Origin of the sequence: Chryseobacterium sp., assembly GCF_019236175.1 — a bacterium.
In the GTDB taxonomy this organism is placed as follows: Bacteria; Bacteroidota; Bacteroidia; order Flavobacteriales; family Weeksellaceae; genus Chryseobacterium.
Genome location: NZ_JAFAJM010000015.1, coordinates 105,523 through 126,836 on the forward strand (window position 1 = coordinate 105,523; position 21,314 = coordinate 126,836).

At 37.1% G+C, this 21,314-nt stretch carries 12 protein-coding genes; 4 read left to right on the forward strand and 8 right to left on the reverse strand.

Features of this window, described 5'->3' with window-relative positions; all coding sequences use genetic code 11:
* The first annotated feature begins 8 nt into the window (after nucleotides 1–8).
* The 4 genes from JO178_RS13540 (at nucleotide 9) to JO178_RS13555 (ending at nucleotide 6,059) form a co-directional block, all read left to right on the forward strand.
* Nucleotides 9–1,409 (forward strand): RagB/SusD family nutrient uptake outer membrane protein, encoded by a 1,401-nt coding sequence (locus JO178_RS13540; RefSeq protein WP_291936704.1) that lies wholly within the window; start codon nucleotides 9–11, stop codon nucleotides 1,407–1,409.
* A gap of 17 nt (nucleotides 1,410–1,426) precedes the next feature.
* On the forward strand, nucleotides 1,427–2,323 hold the full coding sequence (locus JO178_RS13545; protein ID WP_291936707.1) for a glycerophosphodiester phosphodiesterase family protein: 897 nt from the start codon (nucleotides 1,427–1,429) through the stop codon (nucleotides 2,321–2,323).
* A 312-nt stretch (nucleotides 2,324–2,635) separates the two neighbouring features.
* Complete coding sequence (locus JO178_RS13550; RefSeq protein ID WP_291936710.1) at nucleotides 2,636–3,823, forward strand: glycerophosphodiester phosphodiesterase family protein; 1,188 nt, start codon at nucleotides 2,636–2,638, stop codon at nucleotides 3,821–3,823.
* 25 nt (nucleotides 3,824–3,848) lie between these two features.
* Nucleotides 3,849–6,059: a T9SS type A sorting domain-containing protein gene (locus JO178_RS13555; protein WP_291936713.1), complete on the forward strand. Its 2,211-nt coding sequence runs from the start codon at nucleotides 3,849–3,851 to the stop codon at nucleotides 6,057–6,059.
* Nucleotides 6,060–6,135: 76 nt separating this feature from the next.
* On the opposite strand, the gene JO178_RS13560 is transcribed toward JO178_RS13555, so the two are convergent.
* From JO178_RS13560 to JO178_RS13595, 8 genes are all read right to left on the reverse strand, one after another.
* Nucleotides 6,136–6,837: a cyclase family protein gene (locus JO178_RS13560; protein WP_291936716.1), complete on the reverse strand. Its 702-nt coding sequence runs from the start codon at nucleotides 6,835–6,837 to the stop codon at nucleotides 6,136–6,138.
* Nucleotides 6,824–7,534, reverse strand: a complete 711-nt coding sequence (gene panB, locus JO178_RS13565; RefSeq protein ID WP_291936718.1) for a 3-methyl-2-oxobutanoate hydroxymethyltransferase — start codon at nucleotides 7,532–7,534, stop codon at nucleotides 6,824–6,826. The genes JO178_RS13560 and panB overlap by 14 nt, the downstream gene beginning before the upstream one ends.
* 604 nt (nucleotides 7,535–8,138) lie before the next feature.
* Nucleotides 8,139–9,947 (reverse strand): hypothetical protein, encoded by a 1,809-nt coding sequence (locus JO178_RS13570; protein WP_291936721.1) that lies wholly within the window; start codon nucleotides 9,945–9,947, stop codon nucleotides 8,139–8,141.
* A gap of 385 nt (nucleotides 9,948–10,332) precedes the next feature.
* Nucleotides 10,333–11,484: an efflux RND transporter periplasmic adaptor subunit gene (locus JO178_RS13575; protein WP_291936723.1), complete on the reverse strand. Its 1,152-nt coding sequence runs from the start codon at nucleotides 11,482–11,484 to the stop codon at nucleotides 10,333–10,335.
* A 7-nt stretch (nucleotides 11,485–11,491) separates the two neighbouring features.
* Nucleotides 11,492–15,829, reverse strand: coding sequence for a CusA/CzcA family heavy metal efflux RND transporter (locus tag JO178_RS13580; RefSeq protein WP_291936726.1), 4,338 nt, complete (start codon nucleotides 15,827–15,829; stop codon nucleotides 11,492–11,494).
* A 219-nt stretch (nucleotides 15,830–16,048) separates the two neighbouring features.
* Nucleotides 16,049–16,411, reverse strand: a complete 363-nt coding sequence (locus tag JO178_RS13585; protein WP_291936729.1) for a hypothetical protein — start codon at nucleotides 16,409–16,411, stop codon at nucleotides 16,049–16,051.
* A gap of 260 nt (nucleotides 16,412–16,671) precedes the next feature.
* Nucleotides 16,672–18,024 carry a RagB/SusD family nutrient uptake outer membrane protein gene (locus JO178_RS13590; protein ID WP_291936732.1) on the reverse strand — a complete coding sequence of 451 codons (1,353 nt, stop codon included), beginning with the start codon at nucleotides 18,022–18,024 and terminating at the stop codon, nucleotides 16,672–16,674.
* An 11-nt stretch (nucleotides 18,025–18,035) separates the two neighbouring features.
* Nucleotides 18,036–21,083 (reverse strand): SusC/RagA family TonB-linked outer membrane protein, encoded by a 3,048-nt coding sequence (locus JO178_RS13595; RefSeq protein ID WP_291936735.1) that lies wholly within the window; start codon nucleotides 21,081–21,083, stop codon nucleotides 18,036–18,038.
* Between the last annotated feature and the right edge of the window lie 231 nt (nucleotides 21,084–21,314).

A 21,314-nucleotide genomic window follows, 5' to 3' on the forward strand; every position in this document is an offset into this window, starting at 1 on the left:
TTTAAAAAATGAAAAAATTATATATTCCCCTTCTTTCTCTATTCTTATGGCAGTCATGTTCATCAGACCTGTTAAATGCAACTCCGGAAAGTACCAAACAAACAAATAATTTTTATAAAAATGAGGCACAGCTGGAACAGGGAGTGAATGCCGTATATGGATCCCTGCAATATGTCGGGCAGTACCAGCTTGCCATGCCTGTGATTGGTGAACTTCCTTCGGACAATACCTATGATGAAGTTCCTGCCAATGATAGCTTTACTTACGGAGAATTTGACTTTTTTACCATTCAGCCTAATAACTCCTTACTGGCAAGTACCTGGAAAGAAAATTATATTGGCATTCAGCAGGCAAATATTGTCTTAAACAGAATTGGAGATATCGCGATGAGCCAGTCAAAGAAGGATATCCGTACCGGTGAAGTGAAGTTTCTAAGAGCACTGATGTATTTTAATATGGTCCGGATTTTCGGTGATATTCCTTTGGTAACCCAAGAAAGTGTGAATGTCAACGATTATTTCGGACAGGGAAGAACGTCCTCAGAAACGGTATATGATTTTATAGAATCAGAGCTTAAAGGAGCTATTGCCCTGCTTCCGGAAATTGCAGCCCAACCAGGGCGGGTCACTAAAGGAGCGGCTTTGGGAATACTCGGAAAAGTACTGATGACCAGAAATAAGTACAATGAGGCGTTACCTTATCTGAAGCAGGTAGAAAGTTTGGGATACAGTTTGTTACCGGATGTTAATAAGATATTTGACATAGCCAATAAAAACAATGCAGAAATAATTTTTGATGTGCAGTTTGCTTCGGGTTTAAACGGAAATTCCGAAGGAAGCCAGGCTTATCAGATGTTCAGCCCTTCAGGGTTTTCTGCCGGTGCAAAAGGCCATAATCTGCCTACCAAAGAAATTTATAATCTTTTTACAGCAGGTGATAAAAGACAGGAGGCTTATATTGGCTTAACGAAGAACTCCGTTCCATATTCCAATAAATTAAAAGCGTCTCTCACTTCTCCTGCAGACGGCGGAAGTAATATAGTCGTTCTTCGTTTGGCGGATGTATACCTTCTCATGGCAGAATGCTATGCAAAGGCGAATGATCCGGTCAACGGAAATGTATATCTCAATAAAGTTAAAAACAGAGCGGGGCTTCCTTCTGTCAGTATTTCCGACCAGACACAGCTGTTGGATGAAATTGCCATGGAAAGACGAAAAGAGCTTATAGGTGAAGGTCATCGCTGGTTTGATCTGGTGAGAACCGGAAAGGCTATTCAGGTCATGACTGCTCATTTTCAAAATACCCTGGGATATGGAAAAGCATTCATTAATCCCTACAATCTGGTGATGCCTGTTCCTCAGAATCAAATCAATACAGACCCGGCGATTCAACAAAATCCGGGATATTAAATTCTTATATCATTATCATGAAAAAAATAATATTAAATACCAACCGTCTCTTTTTCTATATACTATTATTAGGTGCTTACACTACAGTATATTCCCAGATCTCCCTAAATAAATTTCCAGATGACAAAATCATGGTGATTGCCCATCGAGGCGGATGGCGGGAAGCTCCCGAAAACTCAGTAGCGGCAATGAAAAAAGCTATTGAGCAGGGAGTAAACATGGTAGAAATAGATCTGGCCATGACTAAAGATAGTGTGTTGGTTCTAATGCATGATCAGACGATTGACCGTACGACAACCGGAAAGGGAAAGCCTTCCGACTATAGTCTGGAGGAATTAAAAAAATTCAGACTCAGGGATGGATTAGGTGTTTCTACTCAGATGAAAATTCCTACGCTGGAAGAAATACTGGATATTACACAGGGAAAAATCTTCATCAATCTCGATAAAGCTTTCGATTATTTCAATGAAGTCTACCCTATCCTGAAAAAAAGAAATCTTCTGGACCAGATCCTTTTTAAAGGACCAGCTACTTATGATGAATTTAACAAAAAATACGGAAAAATCAAAAATGAAATTCATTATATGCCTATAATCCGCTTAAACCATAATGAAGGCTGGAAAAAAATTGACGACTACTTAAAGAATTATAAAGTCTACGGATTTGAGCTGACACTGGGCTCTGATGAAAGCCATCTGATTGATTTCAGAAAACTGCGTGAAAAAGGAATCCGGATCTGGGTCAATTCACTGTGGCCGGACCTCAGTGCAGGCCATTATGATGATCTTGCCCTTGAAGATCCTGACATGTACCACTGGTATCCTGATCATCAGGTCAATATGATACAAACCGACAGGCCTAAAGAACTGATTGAATTTTTAAAAAAGAAAAATCTTTACTTTTTGATGCGGTAAGAAAGCATCTGTTTTAAAGATCTTTTTAAAGGGTTAAAAGTTATCCGTTTTATTTTTAAAACAGATAACTTTTTTATTTTAACTAACTGATAATCAGTGATATATTAATTTAATTTAATGTATATGTTTACTTTAATTAACTCTTTTTCAGGTGATAAATACTACCTTTAATTCATAAAAAATAAAGAAATCTTCATAAGAATTCATTATCAAAACTAGTCTTTAAAAGAGCCTTTAAATGGCAGAAAATGATTCTTTATAGATTCAGATCCTGTATAATCACTTTAAACTCACCATAAATTATAAAATACTATGGATTTACAAACATTTTTTAAAGAAAGATTTTTAAAAGGAGTATTAGTTTTGACCTTCTGTATAGCCGTTGAACACAATATTATGGCACAGCAGGATAACTATACCACAAGCCCGTACACCCGTGAAAAACGTGGAATTACAAGACCTCGTCTAGCAAGGCTGAGAGAAACTCTTCTGGATGCCCATAAAAACCCGGACTATAGGTTTCTTGCCCTTCATAGAGCTGCATGGACCAGTGGGTTCCCGGAAAATTCTATGGCTGCTATTAAAAGGGCAATTGAGGTCAAAGATGTGGATATGATAGAGATTGACCTGAAAACAAGTAGTGACGGAAAAGTTTATTTGATGCATGATAGTTATCTCCAGCGTACCACTAACTTTTTGGATACTCATCCCAATAGGTACGGCACCCAAACAACACCCCGAGGAAAGGGACAGGCAGGAGATAATTTTGGAACCGCTGAAGAAGTATATTCATGGAATGAATTGAAAGACCTGAGGTTAAAAAATGATGAAAATACCTATACCAATGAAAGGATTCCACTTTTGAAGGATGTAATAGAGATCACAAAAGGAAAAGATGTGATATTACAACTCGATATTACCGATGATGCTACTTTTGGAAAAGCAATGAAAGTAGTAAAAGATAAGGATGCTTTTTCATTTGTAATGTTTAAAGGAATTAAAACTCCTGTTCAGTTTGAACGTTTTATCACTCAATATCAATTGTCGGAAGAACAAAAACAGGAATTAATTTTTGCTCCGATTGTTGATGTAAGAAGTATTCCTAAACATGATGAAACTTCACCTATGACTCTTTATAACGATTGGGAGAAGTGGAGAAAAGATCATCCTTTGTATAAAGGAATTGGAGGTATATACGAAATAGTCTTTAAAACACCTAAGGATGATCCAGATATTTTTAAGGTAGCAAAAGCGATAAAAAGTGGTGGTAAAAGACTTAGTACTTTTTCTTCACAGCCGGCACATTATAAAGGGCATTATATTGGAAATGTGAATGCTGGTACAAATCGTTTTTCAGATAAACCTCAGGAAGAACGAAGGGGAGATTTTGATTTTATTCTTGCCCCTTCAGGAAATCAAAATACGGGAGTGGACGGATATATTATTACCGATGAAGTGACTACATTTTTAGACTATTTTCCAAACAGAGTCATTCAATAAATACCAAAACATTAAGAATTAATTTATGAAACTTATTAATACTCATTTTAATAAAAGAATTCTTTTGAATAGGAAGAAATCTATAAGTGACTGTGCAGGTTATGTGTTGATCTGTATCATGATGGTATTCATACAAAAACTTTCTGCCCAGGAAGTATTTGATAATACTGCTACCGGAACATATAAGGTAAATACTCAGGTTGCTAATCTGTATGATCTTAACTTAACTGAGCATTCATGGCAAAATGATTTTAAACATTCCATTGCGTCCTACAAATTGGAAGGAAGTGCTAATACAGGAATAACAGACAGGTTTGGCAACCCGTCTCAGGCATTATCTTTTCAAAGCTATCAAAATTTAATCATCCCAAATACTGTCATTAAGGATATAGTAAATAATAATAAAGGATTTTCTATTTCAGCTTGGGTTAAAATTCCTGAAAATGGAAAAGATTGCCAGATTTTAAGTTTTACTAATCTTTCCAATAAAAATAAAGAAGATATTCAACTCAAAATAAAAGATGGATATTTCCAGATTTTGAAATATTCCCCAATAGCAAAAAAAATGATAGTTCAGGGACAGACACGGTATAAGATAAGTTATCATAGTGATAATACAAATAAAGAAATATTTCCTGATGATGATGTATCTATATCAAGTGGCTATATTTATTTTATGTTAAGTTCAGACCAATATGCTACCCGTTTTTATTTCAGTCGGCCAGGAGGCCGTTTATATGCCAATTATTTTTGGTTCGGATTATCAGATATCCTTTCAGATAAACATCAAATTGTTTTTGGGACTGTTAATAGCCAGCGAGGTCCTATTATTAATGCGGTGGATGATATTATGGTTTATAAAGAAATGCTTAATCCGAAATTAGCTGATAACCATTTTTTACTCCAATCCCCACTTTATGCTTCCAGATCTTATATTTTGAGAAATTACAAAGATCAGCCTATTACTCCTAAAAAAGAAAATTATGAAGACGGATATATAGTAACATCTGGGCTTAATAATTCCCAGGAAGCCATATATGGTACTGCAAGATGGTATATGTCAACACCTATGGACAATAAACGTCAGATCTGGTTTACTAATGCCAAATCATATCTTCCGATTGCCCGGTGGAAGAGTATCCCGTTTAGTTCCGGAAATTATTTTTATCAAGATACAGGTCAAGATGCTTTGAGGAGAGATTTTACACCTAATCATATTATAGGAAATCCTCAAAATTTAATTGATTACAAAGAGCATACATTTAATTTCTTAATAGACGAATATAAGTCAGAGGGATATGAATTAGGAATGGATGGCAATTATTTATATGTACAAAATAAAAATCAAACAGATGATAACTGGTCTGTTCAGGGTTCATTTAAAACTTCTGTTAGAGAAAGGTTTTCTCAAGTAAGTGAACAAGGTGTTCAGTTTATTAATTATGCTACAAAACAAAGTATGTCTTTAGACAGATCTTTCTATACTCAATATTTTCTTTATTTAGATTCATCTAAAGCTGAAACTTTTTCTCTGGAGAAAGTTGGTAATCGATTTAGTTTTCATGATTATGATTATACTTATGGGGATGAAAATTATAGATTTTTTAATATGCCAAAATCAGGTGAATTACAACCTTCTAGTTCCGACAACACGAGGATTGTACTTGATAATCCAGCTAAGACTAGAGATGATATTAAAGTTCTGTTTCAGTTAATCTATGTAAAGGATGATCCTAATGGAAAACCTTTATATATGATTAGATTAAATAATAAAAAACGTGTCGCTTCTAACTCTCACTACGTTGCTACTATATTATCTCCAGGATATAATAATTATGTCCTCAATGAAGTAGCGGAAGATTTCACTGAATATCCTGATAAATATCTATGGTCTGTCAATGTAGTATATGATGGTCAGGTTCATAATGGCAATTCTAATGGTTCATCAGCCAGAGCATCTGTTCCTGTTGAAAAACCTGTGCAAAGCTTAAATGTATATCCTAATCCTGTCAAAGATGTTGCAACCGTAGAATATACCTTATCTCAATCAGGCGCTGTAAAACTGTATATTACAAGTGCCACAGGAGCATTGGTAAAAACGATAAAAGAAGGAAACCAGAGTCAGGGAACTTACAAAGAGTCTTTATATACCTCCGGCTGGGCTGCAGGGGTATATTTGTGTACTCTTGAAGCTGAAGGACAAAAAATAATAACTAAAAAAATTATTGTACACTAAGCAGAATTATTGCCTGTTTTTAAACAAAAGCTCTCCGGAAGGAGAGCTTTATTTTTCTTATTTAGCTATATTTTATTTAATCCTGAATTTCAAACACTAAATTACAGTTACTTGCATCCCCGCCAACAATTCTGAGCGGCGTACAGCAGGCACTTACTAATTTTTTGCCCACAATAGGTGCTATATTTACATCTTCATAGATCAATATTGTACCGTTTACCCTTTCAGGATCAAGAAAAGCTTTATGGGTACGAAATCCATTGTCTTTTCCCAGTGCTATATTTTCAATGCTCAATGTATCTATGGCAACCGCTTTAATATTCGGGAGATGTTCCCGGATATATTCTGCCGTTTCAGGGGAAACTGTTGGAAATCCGTTAGCATAGCTCATAAAATCTTTATTCCTCTTTTTATAGGATTGGGTGTTGAATATTAAAATATCATATTTATTTAAATCATGATATCTTTTTATATCATCTATTGTGATCAGATAGTCCTTTCCTGGTTCCGGAATATCAATGAGTAAGGGATGTTGATAAAAGAAATTTTCAATAGGAACCTGATCAATTCCCAGTGCATTACTGATGTGATGTCTGGGGGCATCCACATGGGTTCCGGCATGTAAATACATCGAGAGCACAGAGCCGTTCCAATCATCTCCTTTGTCTAAACTTTCTCGGAGCTCCACTTTAACTTTAGGAAGCCCCGGATATACAGGCATGCCTTCATAGATTGGATATCCTGTTTCTACATAACGTGTATTTTTATTCTTTTCCATATATTCCATTTAATGTAACTTCTTTATTAAAACAGTATTCTTCTGAAGGAAATTCACCAGAAATAGTTTCTGTATGAAACTGATTAAGCCCTTGTATCATTTCCTGGCGAATCTGAGCATATTGTTTTACAAATTTAGGCTTAAATCCGTTATACATACCCATCATATCTTGAAACACCATTACCTGGCAGTCTACATAGGGTCCTGCGCCAATGCCTAGAACCGGAATCTTGACAGCTTCTGTAATTGCTTTTCCTACGCCTTTGGGTACACATTCTACCACAATCGAAAAAACACCTGCTTTTTCCAAAGCAATGGCATCATCAATTATTTTCTTTGCACTTTCGGGCGTTCCACCCTGAACCTTAAATCCACCAAATTGGCTTACTGTTTGAGGGGTCAAGCCAATATGTCCCATAACAGGAATCCCACCTCTGATAATGGCTTCTACCTGAGAAATAATTTCGACCCCTCCTTCTAATTTAATACTATCGCACTCACCTTCTTTCATCATCCGTGAAGCATTCATCACTGCTTGCTCTATGCTCGCATTGTAAGAACCGAAAGGCATATCTCCTACTATAAAAGTATGAGGAGCTCCTTTAACGACCGGTTTTATATGATGAATCATCTCATCCATTGTAACACGGGTAGTGCCATTATAGCCCAGCATAGTCATGCCCAGGGAATCACCCACTAAGATGATTTATGTATTGCTATCGTTGACAATAGAAGCCATTGTATAATCATAAGCAGTTACAAAAGTAAATTTTCGCCCTTCTTTTTTTAGTTTTTTAAAATCTAAAACGGTTAATTTTTGTTTCATAATATATGTGTTTACATTGATCGGAATAATAGCTTTCCATTCGATGTTGCCTTCTGTTTTGTCTGCATTGCAGATTTACATAAATTTTGAATAAAACTTATCGCTGGAATGTTTTTAATATGATTTTTTAGAGTACAACCTTACTATCAACAGATCATTTAATCGATAGGTATCATGACGGTACGTATTTTGTCCTACTGATGGTATGCTACCATAGGAGTTCACGTTTGAAGGTAACTTCAATATAGTTTTATTATTTTGTGTTTGAATCATTTGTGGTTTTAATTGCTTAACAGCACTTTGAAAACCAAATTAGCAATAATCTACTATACCAAAGATTAAATTATTATTAAAAACTACTTAAAAAATATTAATGGCTTTTTACCTGTTTTTAATAGGTAAAAGAACATTTATTCAGAACATTTATAACAAAAGCTCTCCATCCGGGAGAGCTTTATTTTGGGTAACAACCACGCTACTTTTCAATCTGAGGAATCTCAATAGCGGTAAGATCCAACTTATATTCTTCTAATTGTAAATGAATAGTTTCTCCTTCATTTTTAAAATAGGAAGAATTTCTGAAGAGATGATGATAATATTCAATACCGTCAAACAGATTCTTTTTGAAGGTATTCCATTTTTTAGTTTGGGAATGAGTAATCCGGGCAGAGGTATCTGATATTTCTTTTTTCAAATAATCCACATACATTTTCAGCTCATTAATAAACATATGAGGGCGGTTGTTTTCGGAAAGGATATTATTGCTTCCGTAGATATGTCTTACCATTTCGGAAAGAGAGGATTCTTTGTCAAAAAAAGCAATATTAGGTCCCGGACAGATGACAACTCCCTGCTTTTCTCCTTTTATTTCTATATTCTGTTCTATATAAGCTGCATTCACAAGACCAACGCACAGACAGGCTTTATCGGTAATTTCAGTTTTTCTTTGAGTAAACTCTTCTTGAGAAAATGTTTCCTCCATAGAGTAAAGCTCTTTCAGTTTAATATCCTGGTATTTTTTAGAAGCGGTACAGGTTCCTTTAGGAGAGAACTCTTTGCTCAATGCCAGTAATTTTTTCGGACATGAGCTTCCAAATTTTCCAAGGGATTCCTTCTGTTGTTTCAGTACCTCATTAGAGGTGCCTTTTACCGTATTAAAAGGAACTCCCAGTGGTGAAAGATTACTCAGATAAAAATCCTGCTCTCCGGAATGTAAAAGTAAATTTCTGGTTTCTGTATCTACGGAAGTCGCTTCAGGAACCAGTAAAAAAGGCGAACCCCATCCTACACTATCCACTTCATAATTGCTAAGAAGGAACTCATGCTCTTCAGAGGTACCCACCCCGCCCTGAACGGTAATTTTCATCTCTAAAGGCTGAGAAACAAGATTCTTCCCTTTTTGCTCTAAAGCAGAGATCATCAATGAATGGGCAGACCGGATCAGCTCATTTTTTTTCTGTTTAAACTCTTCCATAATAGGGCCAAGGAGTAAGCCTTCTGTAGCGAATGCATGTCCTCCGCAGTTCAACCCCGATTCTATCCTATATTCTGAGACCCACAATCCTTTTTTTGCCAGGAAGTTTCCCTGAATCATTGCAGAACGGAAATCACTTACTTTAAGAATGATTTTCTTTTTAAGGAGACCATTCTGATCCGGAAAAAAGTCATCAAATTCTTCAATATAACTGTACAGACGCGGATTTAATCCTGCAGAAAGAACCATGGATGAAGACAACTTACTATTGGCGAAGCCTCTCAGTGAAGCATGGGCATCATTGTACATCACAGGAAGCTGTTCATCTTTTTTATAGTTGTCTTTATCAACTTTTGTCATGATATTGACATCAATGCTCCCCGGTCTTAAATTAGACTCAAGGAAGTTTCTGATATTTATCCCCCAATTATCCTTTTGACCCATAAAATGCTGAAGACTTTCTTTCAGGTCTGATGTATTGGGCAACATCATCATAAAGTCTTTTAAAGCCTCTGTATTTTTACTGATTTCCTGTTTGAAAGACTCAAACTTTTCATTCACGATATCATCTACCATGTCCAGATAGGCTGTAATCCTTTTCGCTCTGTAATCTTCTGTTTTTGATGAGATTCCTAAATAATCGAGGTTAAACTTTTTGTTATAAAAGTTTTTCATTTTTTCCAGGATTTCATCATCAATGATAGAAATTACAGAGGAAATTCCATATTGGGCAACACGAATCGGACTGTCTATAGTATAAGCCAGGCCCATTACCGGAATATGGAAATTGTGTAACGGTTTAGTTGTCATTATGTTTCTATAAAAGTTTTTCTTAATGCAACTAAAAATTCTTTCAACTAATTCACTGCTTAAAAGTATTGTTTTTTTAATTAATTATGCATTAAATAATATATTGAATATTGAAAATATGCTAAAAATCATCTAATACCACGACTATTTTTAGATGATAATGTAAGTATAACTATTTTTCTGTTACCATATTCTAAGTGGTAATCATTAAATTATCTTTTAGCCGCAATATAGATTTAATATATCATTACAATTATTCGTGCATTGGTGGTGGTAAAAATCATTGTAAACAGCTGCGTAATGCAAAATAAGCAAGAGCATTATAATAAAAAAGGTTCCATTTACCTTCGTAAACAAAACCTTTTTGGGGGTTGATCATAAATAATTATTCCGCTTTATTTTTCAGCATCATCAAAAGGTTGTATGCTCCTTTTTGTACAATCTTTTTACCTTTTAAAAAATCAGCTTTTATAATTTCTGTAAACTCATCATCAGCAATTCCGGTTAGTACGGGAATCATTTTATAGGTTGATTTTCCAAGGTCTTCAAAAACATAGTTTTTATTTTCAAAGGATACGATGGCCTCATTCGGAAGTCCCTGAGTATATCGGCTGCTGATATTAACTTCTGCATTGAGGTACATGCCCTTTACAAATTCGGAATGTGCTGAAGAAAATTTTGCTATCACGGTTGATGAGCCACCGGTTTCAATATTGGGAACGATACTTACAATTGTAGCGCCGGATTTCAGATCAGGATTCTGATTGTTGTAGACTAAAATCTCCTGCCCGATTTTTACATCATTCACATCATTCTCAAAAACTTTCAGTTCTAAAAGTAATCCGGCAGGATTAATCAGCTCAAATAAAGTGTCGGCAGGATTGATGTATTGCCCGTTATTTACTGAAATTTTACTTACAAAACCGCTGAACGGAGCATAAATACTGATTTTACTTCTGATATTTCCGGTACTTAATCCTTTGGCATTAATTCCGATAATTCTGAGTTTCTCTTCGAGACCTTTTAAAGTAGCATGTAAGGTAGAATAATCTGCCTGTGCTGTCTGCATGGTTTTATCACTGCTTGCCTTACTGGTATTAAGATCTTTCTGACGGTTGAAATTCAGTTTTGCGGCCTCAAGCTGAGCTTTTGTTACCAGATAGTCCTGCTGAAGCTGTATAAACTGTGGATCCTCTACTACGGCAAGAACCTGCCCTTTATTAAAATGGCTGCCATTAATAACATTGATAGATTTGATATGTCCACCCATAATGCTTGAAACAGAACTGATATGGGAAGGTGCAATTTCAGCTTTTCCGTTCAGCCTTATCAGTTTTTCCATATTTCTGTTTTGAACGGATGTTGTGGTAATTCCTACGGACTGAAGCTGCTTTTCGGCTAAATGAACAGTGTTTTCATTGTTTTTAGTAAACTTGGTGTTTTCATAAACGGTCTTTTCTTCTTCTTTTTTTCCTGAACATGAAGATAAAGCAAGTACTAAAGTCAGGCTATATACAGATATGGTTTTGAATTGCATGGTGCTGTTATTTTGAAATTAAGAAATTAAGTTCCGTACTGATCTGATTAAGTTTTTCCAGCTGATCAATATAATCTGCTTTTGTTTTCACAGCCTGATTGACTAATATTACCCAGTTCAGATAGTCAATCTCACCTGCTTCCATCTGTTTCTGAGCAGTTTTCAGGATCGTTTCAGATTTCGGGAGCTGCTTCTGCTCGTAGTTTTCGATCATTCTCTGCTGATTCATATAGTTACCCATTTGTTGTCTAAGTCTGTTTTTAAACTCAATTTCTTTCCTTTGGTACTGATTTTCAGAAATTGCAATTTTAGCCTGTGCAGCCTTAACTAAGGCTCTTTGACCTTTTGTAAATAGCGGAATTCCGACACCCACCTGAACTGAGTTAAAGCGATTGGTATTAATGTTTTTCATACTCTGATTGGTATAGGCTACGAGAAGATCCGGAAGTAATTTGCTTTTTTCAAGTTGTACCTCAGACTCTCCTACTTTAATCTGTTGTTGCAGATATTGCAGCTCAGGATGTTGTTTTATACGCTCTTCTGAAATCTGAAGTCCTATATCCATTGTAGGTTTTTCTGAAACGGGCTGATACATTTTTTCGGATTGAAGAAGTAACTGTAATTGAATTTTTGCAATATTCAGATCATTTTCAAGGGAGTTCATTTGTACCATCACCTGTTCTTTCTGAATTTCAGCAGTTGATTCCTCCAGAATATTCGCTTCTCCTTTTTTGAGTCTTAAGGCTGCCTTTTCAGCAAAATTAATATACAACTGGCTGATATATTCCAACACCTTTTTCTTTTCCTGAAGGACTAAAATTCTGTAAAAAACATCGGTTACTTCTCTGGTCAGCTGTGCTTTTGTAAGATGTTGACTGATCAGACTTGCCGCCCATTCAGCATTCAGCATATGTTTTCTTTTGGAATAGACAGTAGGAAAGCTGAATTTTTGAGAGATTCCAAAAGAATTATCCGTCTCTTCTCCCTGGATCTGTCCGAATCCGCCGGTAACTTCCATTTGGGGGATATCCAGATAGCTGGCTTTTAATTTCTCCTGATAGTCTGAAATTAATTTTGAATTTTTAAGTGTTCCGTTTTGTTGAAATGCTTTTTCCAATGCCTCCTCATAGGTAATGTTTTCCTGAGCCTGAAGGCTTCCGAAAGCAATCATAAGTAAAAAAACAGATAATTTTTTATGGTTTATTTTTTTAGAGAATTTCATTTTATTTTTATTAATATGTTCAAAAAGCACGTAAAGAATGGGCAAAACAAATAAGGTTAAAAGTGTCGCAAGCATAAGACCGCCGATTACAACTGTAGCAAGTGGTCTTTGTACTTCAGCTCCTGCTCCGTTGCTTAAAGCCATCGGTAGAAATCCTAAAGAAGCTACGAAAGCTGTCATTAAAACCGGACGAAGCCTGATTTTTGTGCCTATCAGTACAATTCTGCTAGTGTTGTTTATTCCGTTGTATTTCAATCTGTTAAACTCTGATATTAAAACAATTCCATTAAGTACAGCAACTCCGAACAGGGCAATAAATCCCACTCCGGCACTGATACTGAATGGCATACCTCTTAAGGCAAGAAAATAAACCCCTCCGATCGCTGATAATGGTATAGCCGTATAAATCAGTAAGCTGTGTTTTACCGATCTGAAAGCAAAAAATAATAAAAGGAAAATCATCACCAATGAAATTGGAACGGCAATACCCAGTCTGGCTTTTGCTTCGTTTAGATTTTCAAATGTACCCCCGTAAGAAATAGTATATCCCGGTGAGAATTTCAGACTTTTTCCTGCTTTCTTCTGAAGTTCTTCTACTATACTCTGTACATCTCTTCCTCTTACATTAAATCCAACAATAATTCTTCGTTTGGTATCTTCTCTCTGAATCTGGTTCGGACTGTTTTTAAGCGCTACCTTTGCCAGTTGAGATAACGGAATTTGTGCTCCGGAAGAGGTAGGAACCAATAGATTCTGAATGCTGGTCATGTCTTTTTTATGCTCATTATCCATTCTGACGACAATATCAAATTTTTTCTCTCCTTCATATAATGCTCCGGCTGTCTGCCCTGCAAAAGCCATATTGATAACCCTGTTGATATCTGCTACAGAAATATTATAACGGGATAATTCTGAACGGTTATAATCAATGACAACCTGCGGAGCTCCTACAACAGGTTCAATATAAAGATCCTGAGCACCTTTTACGGTATTGATAATACTTCCCAGTTTTTTGGCGTAAACGGAAAGGCTGTCCAGATCTTCCCCGTAAATCTTACATACCACATCCTGTCTTGCTCCGGTCATCAGCTCATTGAAACGCATCTGTACCGGAAACTGAAAGCTGGTCGTTAATCCCGGAATTACACTTAATGCTTTACGCATTTTTTCAGAGAGTTCAGGAAATGATTGTGCAGAAGTCCATTCTTTCTTAGGTTTTAAAACAATAATCATATCTCCCGCATCCATTGGCATTGGTTCAGTAGGAATTTCTGCACTCCCTATTTTGGCAACGACCTTTTGTACTTCAGGAAACTGAGTTAAAAGGATGTGACCGGCCTGAGTAGTTGCCTTTTTAGTTTCATTGATATTACTTCCCTGAAGAATCCTCATTTCAACTGCAAAATCACCTTCTTCCAGCGAGGGAATAAATTCTCCACCCATTCTGGAAAGTATAAAGACAGCACCTGCAAAAAGAACTATGACCCCCAGAATAATAGTTTTCTTGAATTTAAGAGCTTTTATCAGTAACTTTTGATGTCCTGTTTCCACTTTGGCCATTACCCTGTCTGAAATATTTTCTTTTTCTTTTTTCTTTCTGCTTAAAACCAAAGCACTCATCATTGGAATATAGGTCAGTGAAAGAATAAAAGCCCCGATTAATGCAAAGGCAACCGTCTGCGCCATCGGTTTAAACATTTTGCCTTCAATCCCCTGTAAAGTAAAGATCGGAAGGTATACGATAAGGATAATGATTTGTCCGAAAACCGCACTGTTAACCATCTTTGTAGCGGAACCTGAAACCTGATCGTCCATTTCTTTTGTGGTCATCATATTGTCTTTACCAAAATGTTTTTTGTGCGCCAGCTGATGAAGAACTGCTTCGACAATAATGACAGCTCCATCCACAATAAGGCCAAAATCCAGAGCTCCAAGACTCATGAGATTCCCACCGACTCCGAAAATATTCATCATAATAATGGCAAAAAGCATAGCCAGTGGAATCACAGAGGCAACCAATAACCCTGCTCTGAAGTTTCCTAAAAATAAGACCAGTATAAACACGACAATCAATGCTCCCTCCATCAGGTTTGTTTTGACAGTATTGATGGTATTGTTGACCATTTTAGCCCGATCGAGGAAAGGCTCTATCACCACGCCTTCAGGTAAAGATTCCTGAATTTTTTCCAGTCTTTGTTTGATATTGCCAATCACTACATTAGCGTTTTCTCCTTTAAGCATCAGTACGATCGCTCCGGAGACCTCACCTGTATCATTATAAGTCATTGCGCCATATCTTGTAGCATAACCTATTTTTACAGAAGCTACATCTTTAATATGAACAGGAACTCCTTCTTTGGTTTCTGCAACCTGAATGCTTCCGATATCTTCAGTACTTCCTAAAAGCCCTTCACTCCTGATAAAAAGAACAGTTTCTTTCTTTTCAATATAAGCACCGCCGGTATTCTGGTTATTTTTTTCAAGAGCTGTAAAAACATCATTAATGTTGATATTAAATGCTTTAAGTTGATTAGGATTGATGGCAATTTCATACTGCTTTAATTTTCCTCCGAAGCTGCTGACATCAGCCACTCCTTTTGTTCCAAGCAGCTGTCGTCTTACTACCCAGTCCTGAATGGTTCTGAGCTCAGTTTCATCATACACATTTTCATATCCTTTCTTGGCCCGTACTACATATTGGAAGACTTCTCCCAACCCGGTAGAAATAGGGCCCAGTTCAGGTCTTCCGATTCCGGCAGGTATATTGTCCTGAACAAGCTGAAGCCGTTCCTGAACCTGCTGACGTGCCCAGTAAACATCGGTATTATCATCAAATACAACCGTAACAAGAGAAAGCCCGAAACGGGAAAGACTACGAAGTTCGGTAATACCACTGATATTGCTGGTAGCCTGCTCAATCGGAAATGTGACCAGACGTTCTATATCTGCAGCCCCGTAAGAAGGAGCCGTAGTAATGATCTGAACCTGGTTGTTGGTAATATCAGGCTGAGCATCAATTGGAAGTCGGGTGGTTTCATATATTCCAAAAAGAATCAGCCCCACCGTAAACAGAGCAATGATGAGTTTATTCTTTACAGAAAACTCAATAATTTTATTTAACATGAAAAAATTAGTAATTGATCATCCGGACTGTATTATAAAAAGATCAAATGAGAGCCTGTGAAAATTTTTGATTTTCAAAATAGTAGATACATTTGCTCCATTTAAAATAACCGCAGGTTTATGATCCGGCGGCAATCATTATAATGTAGAACGGATTAATGGATAGAAATAATAAATCAACTGCTTTACACAGCGTAAGGCATGTATCGTAAAAAGTAGTTAAGAAAGCCGCGGAGGCTGGAAAATTCTGGAAAGATAAAGGTTTGAGAAATCCTTTTCCTGATAAAAACTATTTTTCTGCGGAATAATAATTTCTTTCGGTTTTTTAATTTCAAAACTAAGCTCAGGAAGCTGTGCATGCACTGTCAATACAATAGGGGGATTGATGAATGGCAATTTCTGATCGGCATCCCAGTCGGAATCTTTTTTATGATTGTCATAATGCTCCATCACAAATTCTGAAAGATCGCCGTGATATTCCATATAATGTTCCACAAACATAGGTACCTTGAGAACTTCCCCCGCATTGGTGGTAGCCAGCACATACATCATTGAGCATAATATGGAGAACCATTTTAACATGGTGCAAATATAGGGTTTAAATTTTTTCTAAAAAAAATACAGAACATTAATTTTCTTTAAAATAGCGTGTTTCAGAGGGCTAAGAACAGAGTTTGATCAGGCTAACCCATTCTTCAGGGTATTAAAATGAAGCTAAATATCAGAAATACAAACAGCTATTTTTAAAGAACCGGAACCACCGGAACGCAAAAAAGGGGGATGCCTCTGTATGTTTGAGACATCCCCGGATTAAAATAATTGAAGAAGAAACGATTTTTGATTTATAAATTTGGATTCACCAGTGTTTCTTTTAATGGCACAGGCAAGATATAAGCCTTATCAGATGATGTGAGAGTGGGTTCATCGGACAGAGAAAATAAGTCTTCCGGATTTCTGCTGATATCCCACTGCAGTCTCTTAAGATCATAATAACGATGCCCCTCGTAAGACAGTTCCAAATAACGTTCTTTCATAATTTCAGATAATGAAACGGTAGAAATTGGTTGTATATCTTCATTTCTTTTGATTCGGAGCGTATTGATATCCTGAAGGGCTTCCTGCTGTTTCCCGGTGAAAAAATTGGCCTCTGCCCTGATCAGATACATTTCGCTTACCCTGAATAACTTGACATCATTAATTCTGTTACTGTAATCATTTCCCGGATATTTATTGATGATATAATCGCCTTCTTCTTCCTGGAAGTTTTGCAGTCTTACATCGGATGCTTCATACATAGACATGAGTTGATGAGAGGGCCTGAAATACATTCTGCCTGTAGCATAGTTTTGCCATAATGTATTGGGACGTAAATCATTATCATTGGTTCTTTTCAGCTGAAAAATAACCTCAGTATTGTTGTTGTCTTTCCATATTCTTTCATAGCGCTGCGCATCTTCCAGAGGATAAAGCTGAATAAGTGCGGTCGCCTTTTCTGCAGCTAAAGGGTAATTTCTCTGATATAATGCCACACGGGCTTCAAGAGCAAGAACTGCATTATTCTGTAGTCTGAAATTGATTTGATGTTGTATTCCTCCTGCATTGTTCAGATCATTCCAGATATTTTGATAAAACTCATTAAGGGATATTCTGCCTGGTTTTTTATTGATATCAGTATCAGTAATATAGGGTATGGTACGGCCGTTTGTTTCGGCATCTGACGGTCCAAAATTTCTGTGAAGATCAAAATGTACCAACGCTCTCAATCCGTGGAGTTCTGCTGTGAGTGAGCGTAGTTTTTCTCTCTGTTCCTCATTATGAACCGGAACTTTTGCCGCATTTTCAAGCAAGAGATTAATACTGTATATCGTAGCATAATTATCTTTCCAGGCTTTATAAAGAATATCGTCTTCTGAACTGTATACCCATCGTTGTAACAGATTGCCGAAACCATTTACTCCGTTATTCTGACTATCCAGTCTGCATTCATCTGACATGGCAGATCCTATCAGCAGATTATATTCAGGATGATAAGTGCTGTAACATCCCAATACTCCCCTTTCAAACTGGGAAACGGATGAAAATATTTTTTCTCCCGGAACGGCATCCGTCGGGTCTAATTCCAATAAATTATTACAACTGCTGATGCTCATGCAAAGGCAGATTCCGGCAAAGATTCGTATGATATTTTTATTCATAATTTATTTTTTTAAAATGTAACATTAAAACCGATTGTAAATGTTCGTGGTAAAGGATATTCATACTGATACCAGTTGTTGTCATCTTCCGGATCCTGCCCTTTCCACTTGGTCCATGTCAGTAGATTTTGTCCCTGAGCGAAAATATTGACTTCTTTAATGAAGGAAGAAAGTCCGCCAATATCTTTTAATCTGTAGTTAATACTAATGTTTCTGAGTTTGATATAGTCTGCAGACTGCAATTCTCTGTCCGTCATATATCTCGGATACTGTGCTCCGGGATGCTCTGAAATATCTCCCGGTTTCTGCCACATATCAAGCATGCTTACCGACTGGTTATAAATTCTGTAATTCGGATCTGCAGAAGTTCTGTACAGCTCGGCGGTATTAAGGCGGTACATTCCTTTGATGAATGTAAATAAGGCACTTACGCGGAAGTTTTTGTATGTAAATGAGGTTGTGACTCCGCCTTTTACCGGTGGATCGAATGATCCTTTTACCATCACAGCATTATCAGGATCATATTCTTTGGTGACGTTACCTTCTTTATCATAATACATAGGGGCTCCGGTTGCCGGGTCTACGCCGGCCCACCTTACCATATAGAAGTGTCCTAATGCAGAACCCACTCTATGAATGGAGTAATCATCTGTAATAATTTCCGTTTCACTGCCTAAGCTCAGAATGCGGTTTTGATTATAGGAGAAGTTAAGTCCCAGATTCCAGGCAAAATCTTTTGTTTTTACAATATCACCTGCCAGATATACTTCAACACCTCTGTTTCTTATTTCTCCTAAATTATCGGCAACAGATTCAAATCCGGAGGTCATAGACAGTTTTCTGTTGATAAACAAATCACTGGTGACACGGTTGTAGACGTCAATTCCTCCGGTCAGTCTGCTATTCCACATTCCAAACTCTATTCCCACATCGGTTATTTTATTTTTTTCCCAGTTATAATTAGGATTTCCGGGGCTTCCGGGAACAAAAGCAGTCTGCCCGTTATATGTTCTTGGGCCATACAACATTCTGTATCCGAAATCACTGGCAAATCCTCCGGCATTTCCTGTCAATCCATAGCTTGCTCTTAGTCTTGCAAAGCTTAAAGTTTCCCAGTTTTTAAAGAAATTTTCTTCCTTAAGATTCCAGCTTCCACCAAAAGCATAAAAATGCTGGTATCTGTTATTTTCAGGGACTCTGGATGATCCGTCCCTTCGGAAGCTTGCAGAAAAGGTAAACCTGTTTCCGTAGGAATATCTTACCATTCCCAATTGTGATAGAAGGGTATTTTCAGTGGCTCCCCCGGTTATTTTAGGAATAAAATTATTTTCAGGAGTTCCCGGAGTGATTCCGCCAGGAGTATCATATAAACCATCTATCAGCCCATATCCTGTAAATCCGTCAAAAGTTTTTCTGTATTTATTAAATTCTGCCAGAGCAATGGCCTCCACTTCATGGATTCCCCATCTTTTTTTATAGTTAAGTCCTAAATTGGCCATATAGGATGTTCTCTGGGTATTAACTCTTTCAAACAGTCCCTGTTCCCCGGGATCCACCAATTGTCCGAAATAGGTGTCAGGTTTAATAATATGGGTATGTTTTACCTGCTGGTAATTCATCCCCAATGTACTGGTTATTTTTAAGTCTTTAGTCAGTTCATAAGCCAGGTTGGATGATAAGAATCCGGTAAGGGTATTTTCTTTACGGCTTACATCCTGATACATAGACAGCGCGTTAGAACCGAATCTGTTAACACCTGGCTGAAGATTACCTTCTGTATCGTAAGGCTTTTCATAGGGTAATGCAAAGTATAATGAGGCAATAGGATTGGTTTCACTTACGTCAAAATCTGATTCGGACATCCGCGACTGACTGTTGATCAGATTAAGATTTACAGAACTGCTGAAACGCCCTGATTTATGATTAATTCCTGTATTGAAGCTCATACGTTCCAACCCGGAATTAGGTAATACCCCTTCCTGTTTATAGTAAGATAATGAAGAATAATGATTGGTTTTTGCATTCCCGCCTCCCATTCCCAGATAATGGGAATTGGTAATTGCATTCCTTAAAAGAAGTTTTCTCCAGTTTGTATTCGTAGCTCTCAGCTCGGCAAGCTTCTGATCACCATACACATAATCGGCATCTGTTTTGGCAACTTGCTGTCCGTTGATCATTTTATAGGGATTTTTACGGGAATACTGCCATCCCGGATAATTAGGATCCTGCAGGATTTCTTCGAACTCCAGTCTTTGGGTGCTGTTCATCATATCCCATTTCCGGTTATTTACTGATGAGATCCCAAACTGGTTCTGATAGAAGAATTCAAGTTTTCCATTTTCATTATTATGTCCTTTTTTTGAGGTTAAAAGAATGACTCCATTGGCTCCGCGTGATCCGTACTGTGCTGTGGAGGCTGCATCTTTAAGAATTATGATATCCTCATAATCAAGTGGATTAAGCGCTGAAAACGTTTCAGGACTGATGGGAACTCCGTCAAGTATATAAAGCGGGTTCGTTTTATCATCTTGAATAGATCCTATTCCACGGATGGTTACTCTTCCGATAGTTCCGGGTTGTCCGGAAGGTGATGCTACATGCAAACCGGGAACCTGCCCCTGTAAGGCCTGATCAAGAGAAGCAACAGGAGTTTTACTGATGACATCCTTTTTAACGGCAGACACGGCTCCGGTGGTTTTTACTTTGGATTGCCTGGTATATCCCGTTAATACCACTTCTTCTAGATTTCCGATTTTAGGAATTAGCTCTATGATGGTTGGAAATTGTCCCGGAATCAGGGTAATATTCTGAGGGAAATATCCGTCGGAGGTAATAATGTATTTTCCCGTTTTTTCAGTGGATGTTATATTCAGATTGCCGTTTTCATCGGTGTTCAGTATTGTTCCGCTGGCTTCTTCACGCATGACTACATTCATAAGAGGCTGCTGTGTTTTCTGGTCCCTGATCATGATATTATGTTCCAGTTCCTGTGCCTGTATGGTCAGCGTCATTCCAAGAAAAAGAACTGCGGTACCAATAAGTTGTTTTTTTTCTAACATATGATTAACTCTATTAATTTTCTGCTGTATTTTAAGTACAGGACAAAAGTAGAGCAGCCATGTTAGGCGGTTTTTAAAGACAGATTAAAGAGAGATTAGAAAGCGGTTAGTTTTTTTTAATGTTGGAGGGCCGGAAGATTGAGGCTGAAAGTTATTATTTGTCGGATTATTCCATGGAGGTTGTCATGGATAAAGATCTTATTTATTTGGAAAGATTTTCAGTTGTTATTT